Genomic DNA, 15,472 nt, shown 5'->3' on the forward strand with positions numbered 1-15,472 from the left:
ATGCACACGTCTCGCCGGAGATTGCTCGCCACGGTGGCCGGGGTCACGCTCGCCGCCGGTCTGTCCGTCGCCCCCGTCCCGCGTGCCGCCGAGGCCGCGCCCCCGCCGGCGTACCGTCCGGTGGTCTTCGTGCACGGCAGCGCCGGGTCGGCCGCGCAGTTCCAGTCCCAGGCCAAACGTCTGACCAGCAACGGCTACCCGATCGACATCATCGAGGCCCACGAGTACGACTCACCGAACATCGCCACGATCCTGCCCCAGGTGTACGCGGGACTCGACGCACGGATCTCCCGCCTGCTGGCCGCGACCGGCGCGGATCAGGTCGACCTGCTCGCGCACTCCCTGGGCACCTTCGTCATGCAGGGCTATCTCACCAGCTCACCGGCGCGGGCCGCCCGGGTGGCGCACTACGTGAACCTGGACGGACGCACTGCGGCGACCCCTCCCGGCGGGGTGCCCACCCTCGCGATCTGGGGTGAGGGCGATCCGGCCCGCGCCATCGTCGGCGCGACGAACGTGCACCTGCCCGACCAGTCGCACACCCAGACCGTGTCGTCGCCGGAGTCGTTCGACGAGATCTTCCGATTTCTGCGTGGTCGAGCGCCGCACACGACGCGGATCGTGCCGCAACTCTTCGGCACCGCCCGGGTGTCCGGCCGCGCGGTGCTCTTCCCGAGCAACGTGGGCGTCACGGACGCGACCCTGGAGGTCTACCCGGTCAGCCCGCTGACCGGCGGTCGACTGTCGCAGCGGCCCGCGCACCGGGTGCCGCTGAGCGGCGACGGCTCGTTCGGTCCCGTCCCGGTCCTCGCCACGGCCCGCTACGAGTTCGCGGTCGTGCGCCCGGGCGCGGCGACGCACCACTTCTACGTCCAGCCGTTCCGCCGCTCGGACTCGTTCCTGCGCCTGACGACAAGCGTGCCCGGCGAGGGCCTCAGCGCACTCGTCGAGACCAGCGACCGGCACACCGCGCTGACGATCCAGCGCCAGAAGGAGTGGTGGGGCGACCAGGGCGACGCCGGCGACCGCCTGTGGATCAACGGCAGGGATGTCCTGAACGCGGCGAACACGCCACGCGTCAAGAGGACGATCGCCATCTTCGCCTTCGACGACCACAGCGACGGCGTGACCGACCTGACTGCTCCGCTGCCGGAGTTCTTCAGCCAGACGTTCATCACCGGCGTGGACGTGTTCATCCCGGCCGCCCCGGCGCACCTCGGCCTCGTCGGGATCACCGTGGGTCAACGCGGCGGCGGTCACGCGGTGGTCAACGTGCCCAACTGGAGGTCGAGCGCCCATCGGGTGACGGTGAACGTCGACGACTTCTGAACCGCCCGCCGCGGGCGCCCGGCCACCTCAGACGGTGGCCGGGACCCGCTCGCGCGTCCGTCGGCCGACGGCGAAGCTGACCAGCCCCAGGACCAACCCGAGGACCGCGAGGACCGCGCCCACCCGGGCGGGCGCGAGGTAACCGAGCCCGGCGGCGATGGCGACGCTGCCCAGGGCGGCGCCCAGGCTGTTGGCGATGTTCATGGCCGACTGGTTGACCGCCGCACCCATCAACTGCGCACCCGGTGCGACGGTGATCAGGCGGGCCTGCAGGACCGGACCGAGGTAGAGGCTCGTCGCACCGACCAGGAACGCGCCCACGAACAGGCCGACCGGGTTTGACGCGACGAGGCTGAACGCGGTGATGCTCACGATCATCGCGACGAATCCGATGACCATGCTGCGCCGCAGGTCGCGGTCCGCGAACCACCCACCGAGGGCATTGCCGACGGTCATGCCGAGACCCACCGCGACCAGCGCCCACGGCACCGTCGCGGCAGAGAGCCCGGCGACGTCGGTGGTGACCGGTGCGATGTAGCTGTCCACCGCGAAGAACCCGGCGAACCCGACCGCGCCCGTGGCGGCGACCAGCCAGACCTGCGAGGTGCGCAGCGACCGCAACTCGGCGGCCGGCGAGCCGTCGACCGCCGCGGCGACCTCCGGGACGACCGCCAGCACCGCCAGCAGGGTGAGGACGAAGACACCGGCGATGACCAGGTACGCGACGCGCCAGCTGGTCGCCTGCCCGAGCCGCGTGATGAGGGGTACGCCGACCACGTTGCTCACGGTCAGGCCGCTGAGCACGGTGGCGAAGCCCCGGGCCTCGTTACCGGGGCCCATCAGTGACGCGGCGAGCAGGCCGGCCGCGCCGAAGTACGCACCGTGCGGAAGCGCCGCTGCGAACCGCGCCACCAGCACCAGGTCGAAGGTGGGGGCGAGCGCGGAACCGACAGTGCCGACGGCGAAGAGGACGAGCAGCCCGAGCACGAGCTTCTTGCGGGGCAGGCGTGCGCTGAGCGCGGCGATCAGGGGCGCGCCCACGACCACGCCGAGCGCGTACGCGGTGATCATCCAACCCGCTCGGGCGACCGCCCCGGATGACGACTGGGCGTACTCCCGCGAGAGCAGACCGCGCGCGATGTCGGGCAGCAGGCCCATCGCCACGAACTCGGTCAGGCCGATCGCGACGCCACCCAGTGCCAGGGCGACAAGCGCCGCCATCCGTCGACCTCTGCTCAACTCGATCACCGAGAAAATTTAGCAACAGCGTTGCGTAATAGGGTGTCGAGATGACTCGCATCACTGCGGACGTCAGGTTCCTGCGCGGCTACAACCAGGCACTGGTGCTGGGCGTGGGTCGCACCGCGCGACGCTTCGAGCGCTCGACGGTGGTCCAGGCCACCGGCCTGACCCCCCAGGCGGTCTCCAAGGTGATCGCCCGCCTCGGCGCCGACGGCCTGATCCGTCCCACCGGTGCCCGCCGGCCGGGCGTCGGCAAGCCCGCCGTCGTCTACGAACTCGTGCCCGACAGCCGGTACGCGATCGGCGCCCACGTCGCCCGGCGCACACTGCGGCTGGTCCTGGTCGACCTCGCCGGCACCGTGCGCCGCTCGGCGGTCAGCCCGCTGCCCGGCGACTTCAACCCGCCGCACCTGCTCGACGCCCTGCGCTCCGGCATCGACACGATGATCGGCAGCACCGACGTCCGGAACCGACTCACCGGCGTGGGCATCGGCATGATCGGCCCACTGGACCACGCCCACGGCCTGGTCCGCGGCGCCCACGGTTTGCGGCACTGGCACGACGTACCGCTGCGCGAGATCGCCGAGAAGCACCTGGACCTACCCGTCCACCTCGACAAGGACGTCACCGCGGGGATCACGGCCGAAGCCTGGCGACACGGCGCGACGTTCGGCGACGCGGCGCTCATCATGATCGAGTCTGGGATCGGCGGGGGCTTGTGGCTGGGCGGCGCGGCCCACCGGGGCGCGCACACCAACGCGGGAGAGTTCGGCCACACCGTTGTCGACCTGGACGGTCCCCGCTGCGTCTGCGGCCGGCGCGGCTGCCTGGAGATCGTGCACCGCCACGCCACCGAGGCCGGCGACCTGGCACGTGCCGCCCGCGTCGTGGCGGTGGGCGTCGTCAACCTGCTCCAGACCCTCGACCTCGCCCACGTGGTGCTGGCGGGCGCGGATCTCCTCCGGCACCCGGAGACCTATCTCGCGGCCGTCACCGAGGCCGTCCAGGCGGACGCGCGACGCGTGGACTGGCTCCGGACCCGGGTGAGCCTGTCCGGTCTCGGCGCGGACGCCATCGCCGCGGGCGCCGCCATGCAGGTCCTCGACCAGCACTACGGCATCCCCGAGCTGGCCCAGACCTGAGCGTGCCGACGGCACCCCGCGACTGCTGCCGGTTACTCAGTGGTGCACCGTCGCGGACACGAGGGCGTCGACCTCCGTCCGGGTGCAGCCACTCGCCGGGCTCTCGCTGAGGGTGATGACCGCCTCGAGCCGGTCCCTGGCCTGCCGGAGCTGGGCGATCTGCTGATCGATGCGGTCGCGTTCGGCGCGCAGCATGGCCCGGGACTCCGGGGTGTTGACGTTCGCGTCGACGCAGGGCAGCAGGTCCAGGATGGTACGGCTGGCGAGGCCGGCGGCGTACAGCGTCTGGATCAGGTGGACCCGGTCGACCGCGCTGTGCGGGTAGTGGCGCTGCCCGCCGCTGCTGCGAGCGGCCGTCAGGAGCCCCTGCTCCTCGTAGTAGCGCAGGGCCCGCACGGACACCCCGGTCTGCGCGGCCAGCTCACCGATGCGCACGGCCCCTCCCCCCGGTCGGTGACACCCGCCACACAACCTTGTCTCTCACGTCAGCGTCAGGTTTGAGCGTAGCTCGCGTACGGCTCGTCGGTGAACCTGCCAGGAGGCAACCGATCACGCAGGGCACCGGTTCGGATCGACGTCCTCGCCGACGAGTGGAGCGCGTACGTCAAGGCGTCCCTGGCCAACGACCCGAGCGAGTTCTACCAGCCGACCGGGCGGTAGCGGCGACGTCACTGGCAGACGACCCACTTGTCGTCCTCCTCGACCAGCGCCATGTTCTGCGTGAACCGCGCGCCCGTGGCCTCCTGGACCACCTCGACGGTGGCTGTCGCGGTGACCCGGCCGTTGTAGTTGTTGACGACCAGGCCGGTGATCTCGTAACTGCTGAACCGCAGTTGCGCAGCCTGGATCCGGGCGAAATCCTCCTGCGTCAGGTTCTTGCGCACCTTGGCGCACAGCCGCCCGTACGCGGCCGGGTAGTTGCCCGCCTGCATGTCGTCCGCGTACGCCGTGGCGGCGGCCCGGGCCGGTTCGACGTTGTCCCGGACGCCGCGGTAGATCCAGAAGCCGGCGCAGACGCCCACCACGCAGCACACCGACAGCAACGCGGCGACGACGATCAGGACCGTCCGAGCTGTGCGGTTGGGCTTCGGGCTGGGCACCATCATCGGCTCGTACGCCATGACCGGAGGGTAGACAGGCACAGCAAGCCCGTACCCTCCGCTGCCGGGCCGGACGCCGAGGGCGTCCGGCCCGGCGCGAAATCCGCTACAGGCGGGCGGTGCCGGCCGCGGTGGCCTCCTGAACCGCCGAGGTACGACGCAGCTCGGCCCGCTCGTCGCCCGCCTCATCGCGGTCCGGAACTGCCACCCGGGCCGCCCGGTTGGTGCCCGCCGCCGCCTGGTCACCGGTCACGCCGCCGCGGATCCGGTTGTTCGCGGCCACCTGGGCGGCCGGGTCGTTGCCCGTCACCGTCAACTGACCGTTGATGATGTTGTCGTCGACGGTGACACCGCCGGTGGTGCTGGTGACGCTGACGTCCGTGCCCCAGTAGCCGCCGGACGCGCAACTGTCGAGGGTGCCGTTCGGGCCGAGCTGCACACCACCCAGGTTGCCGGCGAAGGTGGCCCGACCGCGCACCGCGCTGCCGCACACCACACTGCCGGTGGCGCTGTTCAGCACCGAGAGGGTGCCGTCGACGAACGAGTCGTGCACGTCGGTGTAGTAGGTGCCGGTGCTGCTGACGTTGCGCTGCACCTGCGTGCCCCGGTCGAGCCGGACCTCACCCGCGCCGGCGGTGACCGTCCCGACGATCGTCGACTCCTCCACGAACAGGAAGCTGTCGACGGTCGCGGTGCCCTTCGGCCGCACCGTCACGTTGCCGCTGCTGGCATCCTTGAGGAAGACGCCGTACCCGCCGGCGGCCAACACCACCTGGCCGTCGATCGTCGTCGCGGTGGCGTCGAGGTAGCCGTCCGCGGCGACGCGTACCTCACCGCTGACCCGGCCGCCGGCAACCACCAGGTTGGCGCCGGCCGCGACGGTGACGTTGCCGGTGATCGTGGTGCCGGTCAGGGCGCAGGACTCGCCGGCCGGCACGAGCAGGTCGTTGGGCACGGTCACGGCACCGCCGGTGCCGATGCAGTGGGTGACCAGGTCGGCGTGTGCGGTGGGCGCCACCGCCAGCACCGAGGCGGCGATGACGGCGCTCACGGTGGCCAGCTTGGCGACGGTACGTCCGGGCATCGTTGTACTCCCTGTCGATGAGATTCGAGGACTCATGCGCCGACGTCCGATCGGGCCGCGGCCCGGACGATGGCGCCCTGCTGTCGCCGGTTGAGCGTGCCGCCGGTCACGAGCGCGGTGGTGACCGCTTCGACGTGCCGGACGAAGTCGGCGTGACCGGGGTAGTCGGCGTGTTCGTCGATCAGATCGTTGATGGTGCAGCCGTCGCCGGTGTCGACGTTCGCCACTCCGGTGTCGTCACCGTCGATGATCACGGTGGCCCGGGTGTCCGAGGCGGGACAGCCGTCGCTGCCGTCGGCCACCACCGTGAACGTGGTGGACTGCTCGGCGGCGGCGTTCCCCGCGGTGTCGGTCGCCCGGTACCGCAGGGTGTGCGCGCCGACGGTCCGGACGACGACCGGGCTGCCGTACGCGGTCCAGCCACCGCCGTCGAGGGCGTACTCGATCGACGCCACCCCCGAGCCGTCATCGGTGGCGGTGACGGTGACTGTCGCGCCGCCGACGTACGCGCCGTCGTCGTTCCGGTCACCGGCCACCGTGGCGGCGACAGTGGGTGGGGTGGTGTCCTCGGCCTGCGGCTCCACGACGGTGAAGTGGGCCATCTGCTCGGCCGACGTGTTCCCCGCGACGTCGGTCGCCCGGTAGTGCAGCATGTGCATGCCCACCGTGGTCACGACGACCGGAGCCGTGTACGCGGTGAAGGCTCCGCCGTCCAGCGCGTACTCGATGGTGGCGACACCGGACCCGGCATCGGTGGCGGTCAGCGTGACGGTGGCCGTACCGAGGTAGTTGCCGTCGCCGTCCTGCTCGCCGGCCGGCGCGGCCGTGACCACCGGCGCGGTGGTGTCCTCCTCGGTCGGCTCGACGATGCGGAACGACACCGAGCCGACCGCGCTGGTGTTGCCGGCCTGGTCGGTGGCCCGGAACTGCACCGAGTGGTCGCCGACCGCGGTCACCGGCACCGGTTGGGTGTACGGCTGGAAGCTGGTGTCGTCGACCTGGTACTCGATGGTGTCCACACCGGAGTCGGTGTCGGTGGCCGTGACGGTCACCGTGGCCGCGCCGAGGTAGTTGCCGTCGGCGTCGCGGTCGCCCGAGACGACGGCGTCGACGGTCGGCGCCGTGGTGTCGCCGCCGCCTCCGCCGTCGGTGACGACGAGTTCGCCGACCATCTGGCTGTGGCCCGGGATCGCGCAGAAGTAGCGGTACCGGCCCGGCGTCAGGTTCACCGTCGCCTGGTGGCGGCCATCGTTGGCGTCGAACGGGTTGGCCAGGATGTTGAGCGTGACGTCGTGGTTGTAGCCCTCGGTGCTGGTGTCGAAGGTCAGCGTGTGCGGCATCCCGGTGGTGTTGCCGGTGGCCGCGCTGTTCTCCCAGATGATTGTTGTCGCGCCGGCCACCGCCTGGGCGGGGACGGACTTGTAGCGGGTGGTGTTGTCGTCGGCGGTCCAGGTCAACACCTGGTCCGCGGCGACACGCGGGGCGGCGCTGGCGGGCGGCGCGGCAAACGGGATCACCGTGAGCAGGAGCGCCGACAGCGCGGCCGTGAGTCGTCGGGTCATCGTTTCTCCTAGAGTTCCCGCGCGCGGATGTTGCGGAACTCGGCCAGGTCGTTGTCACCGTGGTTCTGCAGACCGATGAAGCCGCGCAGGAACTGCCGCAGATCGGTCGGCGGATCGCCGGCACGGGAGGACTGCTTGCCCGGCGTGTTGTCGAACTCGTTGATCACCACGCCGTTGCGGATCATCGTGTAGTGCTGGCCGACCACGCGGATCTCGTAGTCGTTCCACACGTTCTTCGGGGTGACGCCGGCCTGGGCGAGCGGCACCGGGTCGAAGTTGTAGACCGAACCGGTCTTCTGCGGCTCACCGGTCTCCCCGTCGTAGATCTGGATCTCGTGTCCGCAGTAGATCGCCATCCAGGCCGGCGAGGTCCGGGCCGACCCGACCGTGCCGCAACTGTCCGGTGGCCGCTGGTCGAGAGGGGTTCGCAGGTCCGGGAACCGGACGAAGACTCCGGTGTTGGCCCGTCCGGTGCCCGGCGCGATGTCCCGGAACTGCAGCTTCAGCGAGAAGTCGCCCAGCTCCTTGGTGTGCCAGAGCATGCCCAGGCCGCCACTGGAGCGCAGCGACCCGTCCGGCTGGATGCTGAACGATCCCGTCGGGGCCTGCTGCCAGCCGCGCAGCGACTCGGCGGTGCCGTCGAAGAGCGGCTCGTACCCGGTGTGTCCGGTGCGCCCGATCTCGGACGCGGCGGCCAGCCGGGTCAGCGTGCCGCTCTCGCGGGCGTTGAGCAGACCGTCGTCCTGCAGCGCACGGGTCACCGTGGTCACGTGGCGCACGAAACTGTTGTGGTCGGCCCAGGTGCTTTCGTCGTCGATCAGGTCGTTGACCGTGCAGCCCTGCCCGACCGTGCGGCTGGGCACCCCGGTGTCCGTGTCGCCGAGCCACACGTTCTGCCGGTCGTCCGGCACCGCGCAGCCCACCGTGACAGTGGTCTGCACCGTGGCCGTCTCCCCGTCGGCGTACGTGACGGTGAGCTTCGCGGTGTAGGTGCCGACCTTGGCGTACGTGTGCCGGGGGTTCACCTCGGTCGACGTGGTGCCGTCGCCGAACTCCCACCGGTGGCTGACGCCGCCGGAACGCGCGCCGTCGAAGGCGATGGTCAGGGGCTTGTTCTGCACGGCGACGGCGTTCGCCGCCGGTGCCGGGGTGGGTGCGCCGCCGGTGTAGGTGATCCGGATGAGCTTCTGGTTGGGGTGCAGGCTGAAGAACCCGCCTCCGTAGTCCAGCAGGTAGAGCGCACCGTCCGGGCCGAACTTGGCGTCCATCCAGCTCTGCAGCCGGGTGTCGCCGTTGCCGCTGGGGATGATGGCGCGCAGCGACTCCGCGTAGACCGGTGGGGCCGCCGTCGGCACCCCGGCCTCATCGACGGTGACCGCGACCCGGTTGGCGGCGTTCGACTGGTCACCGATGAACCACTTCTCGTCCCAGTACGCCGGCCACGCCACTGTGCTGTTCGGGTCGACCCGGTCGCGGTGGTAGGTCGGGCCGGACATGATGGCCTGCCCGCCGCCGCGCAGGTACGGCTGCGTGTAGGTGGCGTCGGCCGCGACGTAGGTGGGCAGGCCGCTGCCATCGGCGCGCTTCGGGAAGACCGGGCCGCCGCCGTCCGGCGAATACCAGATCATGTTGTCCCGGGCCGCCGGGATGTCCACGAGTCCGGTGTTGCGCGGCGAGGTGTTCTTCAGGTTGTCGCAGTCGTACCAGCCGGTCAGCACGCTCGCGTCGGTGCTGCTGCGGTCCCGGTACGGCTGCCGGTTGCCCATGCAGTAGGGCCAGCCCTGGTTGCCGGCCGAGGTGATGATGGTGGCGGTCTCGTACTTGGCCGGGCCGAGTGTGGGGCTGGGCGACGAGGCGTCCGGGCCGACCCAGCCGGCGGTCAGCCACTGGTGCTCCGGGTCGATCTGCAGGCGGGCGATGTTGCGCACGCCCATCACGTAGATCTCCGGGCGGGTCTTCTCGGTGCCCGGCGGGAAGAGGTTGCCCTCCGGGATGGTGTACGTGCCGTCGGCCTCCGGGTGGATCCGGATGATCTTGCCAGCGAGGTCGTTGGTGTTGCCCGAGGTACGGCGGGCGTCCTGGAAGGAGATGCCCTGGTACTCCTGGGTCCAGTTGTTGCCGGAGTAGCCCTGGGATCCCTCGGAGGAGTTGTTGTCGCCGGAGCCGACGTAGAGGTTGCCCTTCGCGTCGAACGCCATCCCGCCGCCGGCGTGGCAGCAGCTGTGGATCTGCACGGGGAACTGCAACAGGTCCTTGCGGGTCGCCTGGTCGATGGCCTGCGCCTGCCGGTCGTAGGTGAACCGGGAGACGGTCCGCTGCCCGACCCGCTTGACCCGGTCGATCGACTCGTGCGGCATCCAGTAGACGTAGAGCCAGCCGTTCTCGGCGAACGCGGGGTCGGGCACGATGCCGAGCAGGCCCTCCTCGTTCTTCACCAGCTCGGAGCCGCTGCCCCGGTTGCCCATCACCTCCAGGGTGGTGAGCAGCTTGGCCTGCTTGGTCCGCGGGTCCCAGGAGTGGATGGTGCCGCAGCCCAGGCCGACCTTCGGGTCGTTCCAGTCCGCGATCGGTCCGCTCGGGCACGCCGCCTTGCCGACGTAGAAGACCGTGCCGTCCGGCGCGATGGTGAGCCCGTGCGGCTCGCCGATCTGGTCCAGCTGCCCGGTCTGGTTGGCCGCGGTGAGTCGCTCCACCTTGTAGTTCGCGGCGATGGTGGCCTGGCAGTCGCCGCGTACGCGGCCGGTGGTCCAGTTGAGCGCCCCGGCGAGGTGGGCGCGGAACGCCTCCTCACCGTAGCTGCCCTCGGTGTGGCCCATGCCGGTGTAGAACGACCGGCCACCGTCGTAGTCCCGGCACCAGGACACCGGGTGGAAGGCGCCGTTGGCGGCCGGCCCCGGGTTGTAGTGCCGCTCCTCGACCTGGGCGAGCGTGTGCACCGTGCCGATCGGGTTCGGGTCCCAGTTCTCCCAGCGGTCGGAGCGGGTGACGGTCAACGGCAGTGACGCCGTGGCCGGGTGTTTCCGGTCCAGGATGTCGACCACCGCGCGGTTCACCGCGGGCGGCTCGGGCGTGCTGGTGCTGCCGGTGAACAGGCGCAGATCGGCGAGCTGGATCAGCGGCTCACCGCTGTTCGCGGTGATGTTCAACCGGTAGCGGCTGAACTCCTGCGGCGTGGCGATGTCGAACCGGCGGGTCTGCAACCGGTCCCCGAAGGTCTGCCCGGTGCGTCGGTCCAGATCGGACCAGTTCTGCCCGTCGGTGGAACCCTGCAGGGTCCAGTCCTTCGGGTCCCGCCCGACGAAGTCGTTGGCCGACGTCAACGCGTACCCGGTGATCCGCTTGGGCGCGGCCAGTTGGTACGCCACCCAGGCCGTCGGGGTGCGGACCAGCCACTTGGTGTTGGCGTCGCCGTCGGTCAGCTTCTCCTTGGTCTCGGTCGGCGGGTTCTCGCCGCTGGCGGTCACCGCCGCCACCGGCTCGGCCGCCGGAATGGCGCCCGCCGGGCGGGTGCCGATCAGGCCGGTGAACCAGGCCGAGTCGACCTGGGCGCGGGCGGCGTCGGCGATGCCGACGAACCCGCCGCCGGCCTTCAGGTAGCCCTGTAGCGCCGACTCCTGGTCGCGGTTGAGCGCGGCGCCCGTCGCGGAGAGAAAGACCACGCTGCGGTACGCCGACAGCCCGGCCGCGGTGAAGACACCGGGATCCGTGGTGGCCGTGACATCGATGTCATGACCGGCACCAAGCTGTTTGATGGTGTCGACCGCGCGCGCCACCGGGTCCTGCTGCTCGGCCGCCGGGCCGTGGAACACGAGGACCGCTGTCTGCTGCGCCGCCTGCGGGGCGGCTGCCGGTCGTGGCGCGGCCGCCGCTCCCGGTGCGGCTGCCGCCGTCGATGCCGGGATCAGTGCCGTGAAGGCCGCTATCGCGGCAAGGACTCGTCGTGGTTGTCTGGTCATCCCCGTCCCCACTTTCGGTTGGGTCAGCTTCCGTGCGTGTGGGTGTGGCCCTGGAACCGGTGGATCGCCTCCTCGGCGCCCGGCGGCATGCTGCCGTCGGCGTTGCGCACCAGGAAGATCCCGGCCATGCCGCCGTCCGAGTGGTTCTGCACGTGGCAGTGGTACATCCACGCCCCCGGTCCGACGCCCTCCCCCGCCAGCACCTGGAAGCCGAACGAACTGCCCGGATTGAGGTCCTTGTTGTCGATGACCAGGCTCGGGTCGGCCGGCCCCTCCAGCATTCCGGTGCGGTTGTCCGCCCAGCGGTGGGCATGCAGGTGGAAGGTGTGGAACAGGTTGCCGTGCCCGATGGCGATCCACTCCACCCGCTGGCCCAGGTTCGCCTCGAACATGGGCGTCTCCGGTGCCATCCGGTTGTTGATCGACATGTCGTGGAACACGACGGTGAACTGCTTCTCCGGCAGGATGTCGCCCCGCCGGCGGACGATGAGCGCGCCGTACAGCCCCTTGGCCACGCCTGCGGTGCCGTGGTCGGTGCCCATGGCGTGGTCGTGGTAGTGCCAGTAGCCGGCGCTGCCCGGCATGAACCGGCGGCCCGCCGCGGCGACCATCTCCCGCGAGCGCCAGACGTACGTCCGCGTCTCGCCGGGGTTGTTGAACGAGGCGTTCAACGGGCTGCCGTCCGACTCGGTGCTGTAGTCCACCCCGTGCGGATGGATGGAGAGCCGCTGGTTCGTGGTGTTGACCAGGGTGATCTCCAGGGTGTCACCCTCGTACATCTCCAGGAGTGGACCTGGCACGGTGGCCTGGCCGGGCGCCAGGCCGTAGCCGAACAGGCCGCCGGGCAACTGCTCGGCGTAGATGGTGACCTTCTTCGTGACACCGGCGGCGGCCCGTGCGGGGCTGGGGCCGAACGCGGTGCCGATCGCGGGGGCGGCTGCCCCCAGCGCACCGGCGGCGAGCGCCCCGGTGGCGATCAGGGATCTGCGGGACAGATGACGTTGGGAGCCAACGGCATGGTCGTCCATGGGTCTCCGTTCCCGACCGGGCGAAGACGCGACGAGGACAGGGTGCAACGACCGCCGAGCACGGGGGCGGCAGCACGACTGAGGTGAGGCTCGTCGCGGACTTTGCTCGGAAGACTCAGAGCTTTCGGTGGATGTCTGCAACTTATGTAGTCCATCGACGAAAGTCCAGGTCTGGTTGCAAAAAGATTACCTTGACATTACGACGTCTTTCGATTGACATGATCCTGACCTGCCGTCGCCCATCCGACGGCGCACAGAACGACGCCGGGCCGCCTCAGCGATGAGGCGGCCCGGCGGACAGACGTACGGGAGGGATCGTCAGAGCTGACGGCGGTCGTCCGCCGGCAGGCCCGACGCCTGCGGCGGCTCCGGCGCCTGGTCGGGCTGACCGAGCTGCGCGACACGGGTCGGATCGAGGACCCGGGAGAGGAACGCACGGGTCCGCTCGTGCTTCGGGTTGCCGAGCACCTCCTGCGGCGGCCCCTGCTCGACCACCACGCCCCCGTCCATGAACACGACCCGGTCGGCGACGTCGCGGGCGAACGCCATCTCGTGCGTCACCACCATCATCGTCATGCCGTCCTCGGCCAGCTTGCGCATGACGGTGAGCACGTCGCCGACCAACTCCGGGTCGAGCGCGGAGGTCGGCTCGTCGAAGAGCATCAGCTTCGGTTCCATCGACAGCGACCGGGCGATCGCCGCCCGCTGCTGCTGCCCGCCGGAGAGTTGCGCCGGGAACGCGTCGGCCTTGTCGGTCAGCCCGACGCGGTCCAGGTTGGCCCGGGCGACGCGCTCCGCCTCGGCCCGGCCGCGCCGCAGCACCCGCCGCTGGGCGATGGTGAGGTTGTTCAGCACGGTCAGGTGCGGGAACAGGTTGAACGCCTGGAAGACCATGCCGATGCCGCGGCGCACCGCGTCGACCTCGACGTCCGGATCGGTCATCTCGACCCCGTTGACCCAGATCCGGCCGGCCGTGGGCTCCTCCAACAGGTCGACGCAGCGCAGCAGCGTCGACTTACCGGACCCGGACGGCCCGATCACGCAGACCACCTCGCCCTGGCCGACCTCGAAGTCGATGCCCTTGAGCACCTCGAGGGACCCGAAGGACTTGTGCAGGTCGCGGATCTCGACGGCCGGGCGGGGTGCAGTGCTCGTCATGCGGGTCACCGGGCCTTGGCGTAGCGGAGTTCGAGGCGGCGTACCACCTGGGACAGCGGCAGGGTGATGATCAGGTAGGCGAGACCGGCCACCAGCAGCGGGGTCGCGTTCACCCGGTCGTTGAGCATGTCCCGACCGAACTTCGTGATCTCGATGGTCTGCGCCGTCACGCCCAGCACGTAGGCCAGCGACGAGTCCTTGGTGAGCAGGATGAGTTCGTTGGTCAGCGGCGGGATCACGATCCGGAACGCCTGCGGGATGACGATCGTGCGCATGGCGGTGAAGTGCGACATGCCGAGGGTCCGGGCCGCCTCCATCTGCCCCTTCGGGACCGCCTGGATGCCGGCCCGGATGGTCTCCGCCATGTACGCCGCGGCGGTCAGGCCGAGACCGATCGCGATCGAGCCGAACACCCCGCCCGGAATCTCCCGCTCCGGAAAGGCGATCGGGATGCCGTACCCAACGAGGAAGAGCACCAGCAGCGCGGGCAGACCCCGGAAGAGCTCGATGTACGCCGTCGCCACCCAGCGGTACGGCGCGACCCGGGACAGCCGCATCAGCGCGAGGACGGTGCCGAACACGAGGCCGAAGGCGAACGCGCCAAGCGTGTACAGGACGGTGTTGCGCAGCGCGACGGTGATGATCGTCGGGAACATCGACTTGATGATGTCGACGCGGAAGAACGCGTCGGCCAACCTGTCCCAGTCCGCGGCGAAGAGCACCGCGGCGATGACGGCGATGAAGACCAGGTACTGGAGCCCGAGGGACAACCGCTCCCGCTGGCGGCGTCGCAGCTTCACGTTCGCTCGTTGCCTTCCCGGAGGTTTACCGACGCGCAGGGCACGCGGATCGCGTGCCCTGCTGGGGGGAGCTTCGATCAGGCGCTCGGCCGCTTGCCGATCCACTTCTCGTAGATCGTGTCATAGGTGCCGTCCTGCTTGGCCTTGGCCAGCGCCTCGTTGATCTTCTTGAGCAGCTCCGGGTTGCCGTCCTTCTTCACCGAGAAGCCGTACTGCTCACCGGTGTCGAACTCGGCGGCCACCTGGAACCCGCCCGGGTTCTTCTTGAGGTACTCGCTCCAGACCGGCAGGTCGTTGATGGCCGCCTCGACCTGGCCGTTGGCGACGGCCTGCTGCTCGGCGGCGAGGTCCTCGAACTCGACGAGCTTGAGACCCTTCTCCGCCTCGAACTTCTTGGCGTAGTCCCGACCGGTGGTGGCCGCCTGGACGCCGAGCTTCTTGCCCCTGAGGTCGTCGAGCGTCTTGTAGGTCTTGCCGGTCTTCACCAGCATCGCCTGGGTGGCGTCGAAGTACGGGTCGGAGAAGTTCATCACCTTCTGCCGCTCCGCGGTGATCGTCATGCCGGCGGCCGCCGCGTCGCACTTGCCGGTGTTCAGGTCCTGACCGGACTTGATCCCCTCGAACGGGGTGTCGATGATCGTCTGCTGCACGCCCAGGTCCTTGGCCACCAGGTCCATGATCTCGACGTCGAAGCCGGTCACCGTGCCGCTGGCGTCCTTGGACTGGAACGGCGGGTACGGCAGGTGGGTGCAGACGGTCAGCTTGCCCGCCTCGACCAGCTTGACCCCGCTCGCCTGGACCTCACTGTCGTCCTTCTTGGCGCATCCCGCGGTTACGGCGAGGGCGGCGACCGCCACGACGAGTCCGGCCTGCCGAACAACGCTCTGGAACCTCACTGCTGTGTCCCTCCGGTTCGGCTCGCCGGTCACCGGAAGCCAGGTTGGTGCTGAGACTTGAGACAGGCGACGGTACCTGATTCGGCGAGTCAGGCCCAGATCGCGCCGGGGTCGTTCGGCCGGTGGGGCGAGCATCGGCGGTTGGAGAATCCGACACCCGGGCAGCAACGAGGCG

13 protein-coding genes are annotated in these 15,472 nt (G+C 70.3%); 3 read left to right on the forward strand and 10 right to left on the reverse strand.

Annotation, left to right across the window (positions count from 1 at the left end; translation table 11 throughout):
• The gene (locus AB0O48_RS15770) at positions 1–1,329 is read left to right on the forward strand and encodes an alpha/beta hydrolase (RefSeq protein ID WP_357570327.1); all 1,329 of its coding nucleotides are present in this window, start codon (positions 1–3) and stop codon (positions 1,327–1,329) included.
• A 27-nt stretch (positions 1,330–1,356) separates the two neighbouring features.
• Here the strand turns inward: AB0O48_RS15770 and AB0O48_RS15775 are convergent, their stop codons facing one another.
• The gene (locus tag AB0O48_RS15775) at positions 1,357–2,577 is read right to left on the reverse strand and encodes an MFS transporter (RefSeq protein ID WP_357570328.1); all 1,221 of its coding nucleotides are present in this window, start codon (positions 2,575–2,577) and stop codon (positions 1,357–1,359) included.
• Between the two features lie 41 nt (positions 2,578–2,618).
• On the opposite strand from AB0O48_RS15775, the gene AB0O48_RS15780 reads away from it, so the two are divergent.
• Positions 2,619–3,713: an ROK family protein gene (locus AB0O48_RS15780; RefSeq protein WP_357570329.1), complete on the forward strand. Its 1,095-nt coding sequence runs from the start codon at positions 2,619–2,621 to the stop codon at positions 3,711–3,713.
• A gap of 36 nt (positions 3,714–3,749) precedes the next feature.
• On the opposite strand, the gene AB0O48_RS15785 is transcribed toward AB0O48_RS15780, so the two are convergent.
• Complete coding sequence (locus AB0O48_RS15785; RefSeq protein WP_357570330.1) at positions 3,750–4,148, reverse strand: MerR family transcriptional regulator; 399 nt, start codon at positions 4,146–4,148, stop codon at positions 3,750–3,752.
• A gap of 90 nt (positions 4,149–4,238) precedes the next feature.
• On the opposite strand from AB0O48_RS15785, the gene AB0O48_RS15790 reads away from it, so the two are divergent.
• The gene (locus AB0O48_RS15790) at positions 4,239–4,373 is read left to right on the forward strand and encodes a hypothetical protein (protein WP_357239791.1); all 135 of its coding nucleotides are present in this window, start codon (positions 4,239–4,241) and stop codon (positions 4,371–4,373) included.
• A gap of 8 nt (positions 4,374–4,381) precedes the next feature.
• Here AB0O48_RS15790 and AB0O48_RS15795 read toward each other — a convergent pair whose 3' ends face one another.
• From AB0O48_RS15795 to AB0O48_RS15830, 8 genes are all read right to left on the reverse strand, one after another.
• Positions 4,382–4,834 carry a hypothetical protein gene (locus AB0O48_RS15795; RefSeq protein WP_357239793.1) on the reverse strand — a complete coding sequence of 151 codons (453 nt, stop codon included), beginning with the start codon at positions 4,832–4,834 and terminating at the stop codon, positions 4,382–4,384.
• 85 nt (positions 4,835–4,919) lie between these two features.
• Positions 4,920–5,897, reverse strand: coding sequence for a hypothetical protein (locus tag AB0O48_RS15800; protein WP_357239796.1), 978 nt, complete (start codon positions 5,895–5,897; stop codon positions 4,920–4,922).
• 32 nt (positions 5,898–5,929) lie between these two features.
• Positions 5,930–7,459, reverse strand: coding sequence for a plastocyanin/azurin family copper-binding protein (locus AB0O48_RS15805; RefSeq protein WP_357239798.1), 1,530 nt, complete (start codon positions 7,457–7,459; stop codon positions 5,930–5,932).
• Between the two features lie 8 nt (positions 7,460–7,467).
• Positions 7,468–11,415, reverse strand: a complete 3,948-nt coding sequence (locus tag AB0O48_RS15810; protein WP_365066125.1) for a ThuA domain-containing protein — start codon at positions 11,413–11,415, stop codon at positions 7,468–7,470.
• Positions 11,416–11,438: 23 nt separating this feature from the next.
• Positions 11,439–12,443 carry a multicopper oxidase domain-containing protein gene (locus AB0O48_RS15815; protein WP_357239804.1) on the reverse strand — a complete coding sequence of 335 codons (1,005 nt, stop codon included), beginning with the start codon at positions 12,441–12,443 and terminating at the stop codon, positions 11,439–11,441.
• A 318-nt stretch (positions 12,444–12,761) separates the two neighbouring features.
• Positions 12,762–13,601 carry an amino acid ABC transporter ATP-binding protein gene (locus tag AB0O48_RS15820; RefSeq protein WP_357239807.1) on the reverse strand — a complete coding sequence of 280 codons (840 nt, stop codon included), beginning with the start codon at positions 13,599–13,601 and terminating at the stop codon, positions 12,762–12,764.
• Between the two features lie 5 nt (positions 13,602–13,606).
• Positions 13,607–14,401: an amino acid ABC transporter permease gene (locus AB0O48_RS15825; RefSeq protein ID WP_357239810.1), complete on the reverse strand. Its 795-nt coding sequence runs from the start codon at positions 14,399–14,401 to the stop codon at positions 13,607–13,609.
• A 77-nt stretch (positions 14,402–14,478) separates the two neighbouring features.
• Positions 14,479–15,297 (reverse strand): basic amino acid ABC transporter substrate-binding protein, encoded by an 819-nt coding sequence (locus tag AB0O48_RS15830; RefSeq protein WP_357239813.1) that lies wholly within the window; start codon positions 15,295–15,297, stop codon positions 14,479–14,481.
• Positions 15,298–15,472: the final 175 nt, after the last annotated feature.

It is taken from the genome of Micromonospora sp. NPDC085948, from assembly GCF_040686315.1.
In the GTDB taxonomy this organism is placed as follows: Bacteria; Actinomycetota; Actinomycetes; order Mycobacteriales; family Micromonosporaceae; genus Micromonospora.

Coding starts and splice junctions, on each gene's coding strand:
- AB0O48_RS15805 (WP_357239798.1), bottom strand. CDS start 7,459: ATGACCCGACGACTCACGGCCGCGCTGTCGGCGCTCCTGCTCACGGTG.
- AB0O48_RS15795 (WP_357239793.1), bottom strand. CDS start 4,834: ATGGCGTACGAGCCGATGATGGTGCCCAGCCCGAAGCCCAACCGCACA.
- AB0O48_RS15780 (WP_357570329.1), top strand. CDS start 2,619: ATGACTCGCATCACTGCGGACGTCAGGTTCCTGCGCGGCTACAACCAG.
- AB0O48_RS15810 (WP_365066125.1), bottom strand. CDS start 11,415: ATGACCAGACAACCACGACGAGTCCTTGCCGCGATAGCGGCCTTCACG.
- AB0O48_RS15815 (WP_357239804.1), bottom strand. CDS start 12,443: ATGGACGACCATGCCGTTGGCTCCCAACGTCATCTGTCCCGCAGATCC.
- AB0O48_RS15820 (WP_357239807.1), bottom strand. CDS start 13,601: ATGACGAGCACTGCACCCCGCCCGGCCGTCGAGATCCGCGACCTGCAC.
- AB0O48_RS15770 (WP_357570327.1), top strand. CDS start 1: ATGCACACGTCTCGCCGGAGATTGCTCGCCACGGTGGCCGGGGTCACG.
- AB0O48_RS15800 (WP_357239796.1), bottom strand. CDS start 5,897: ATGCCCGGACGTACCGTCGCCAAGCTGGCCACCGTGAGCGCCGTCATC.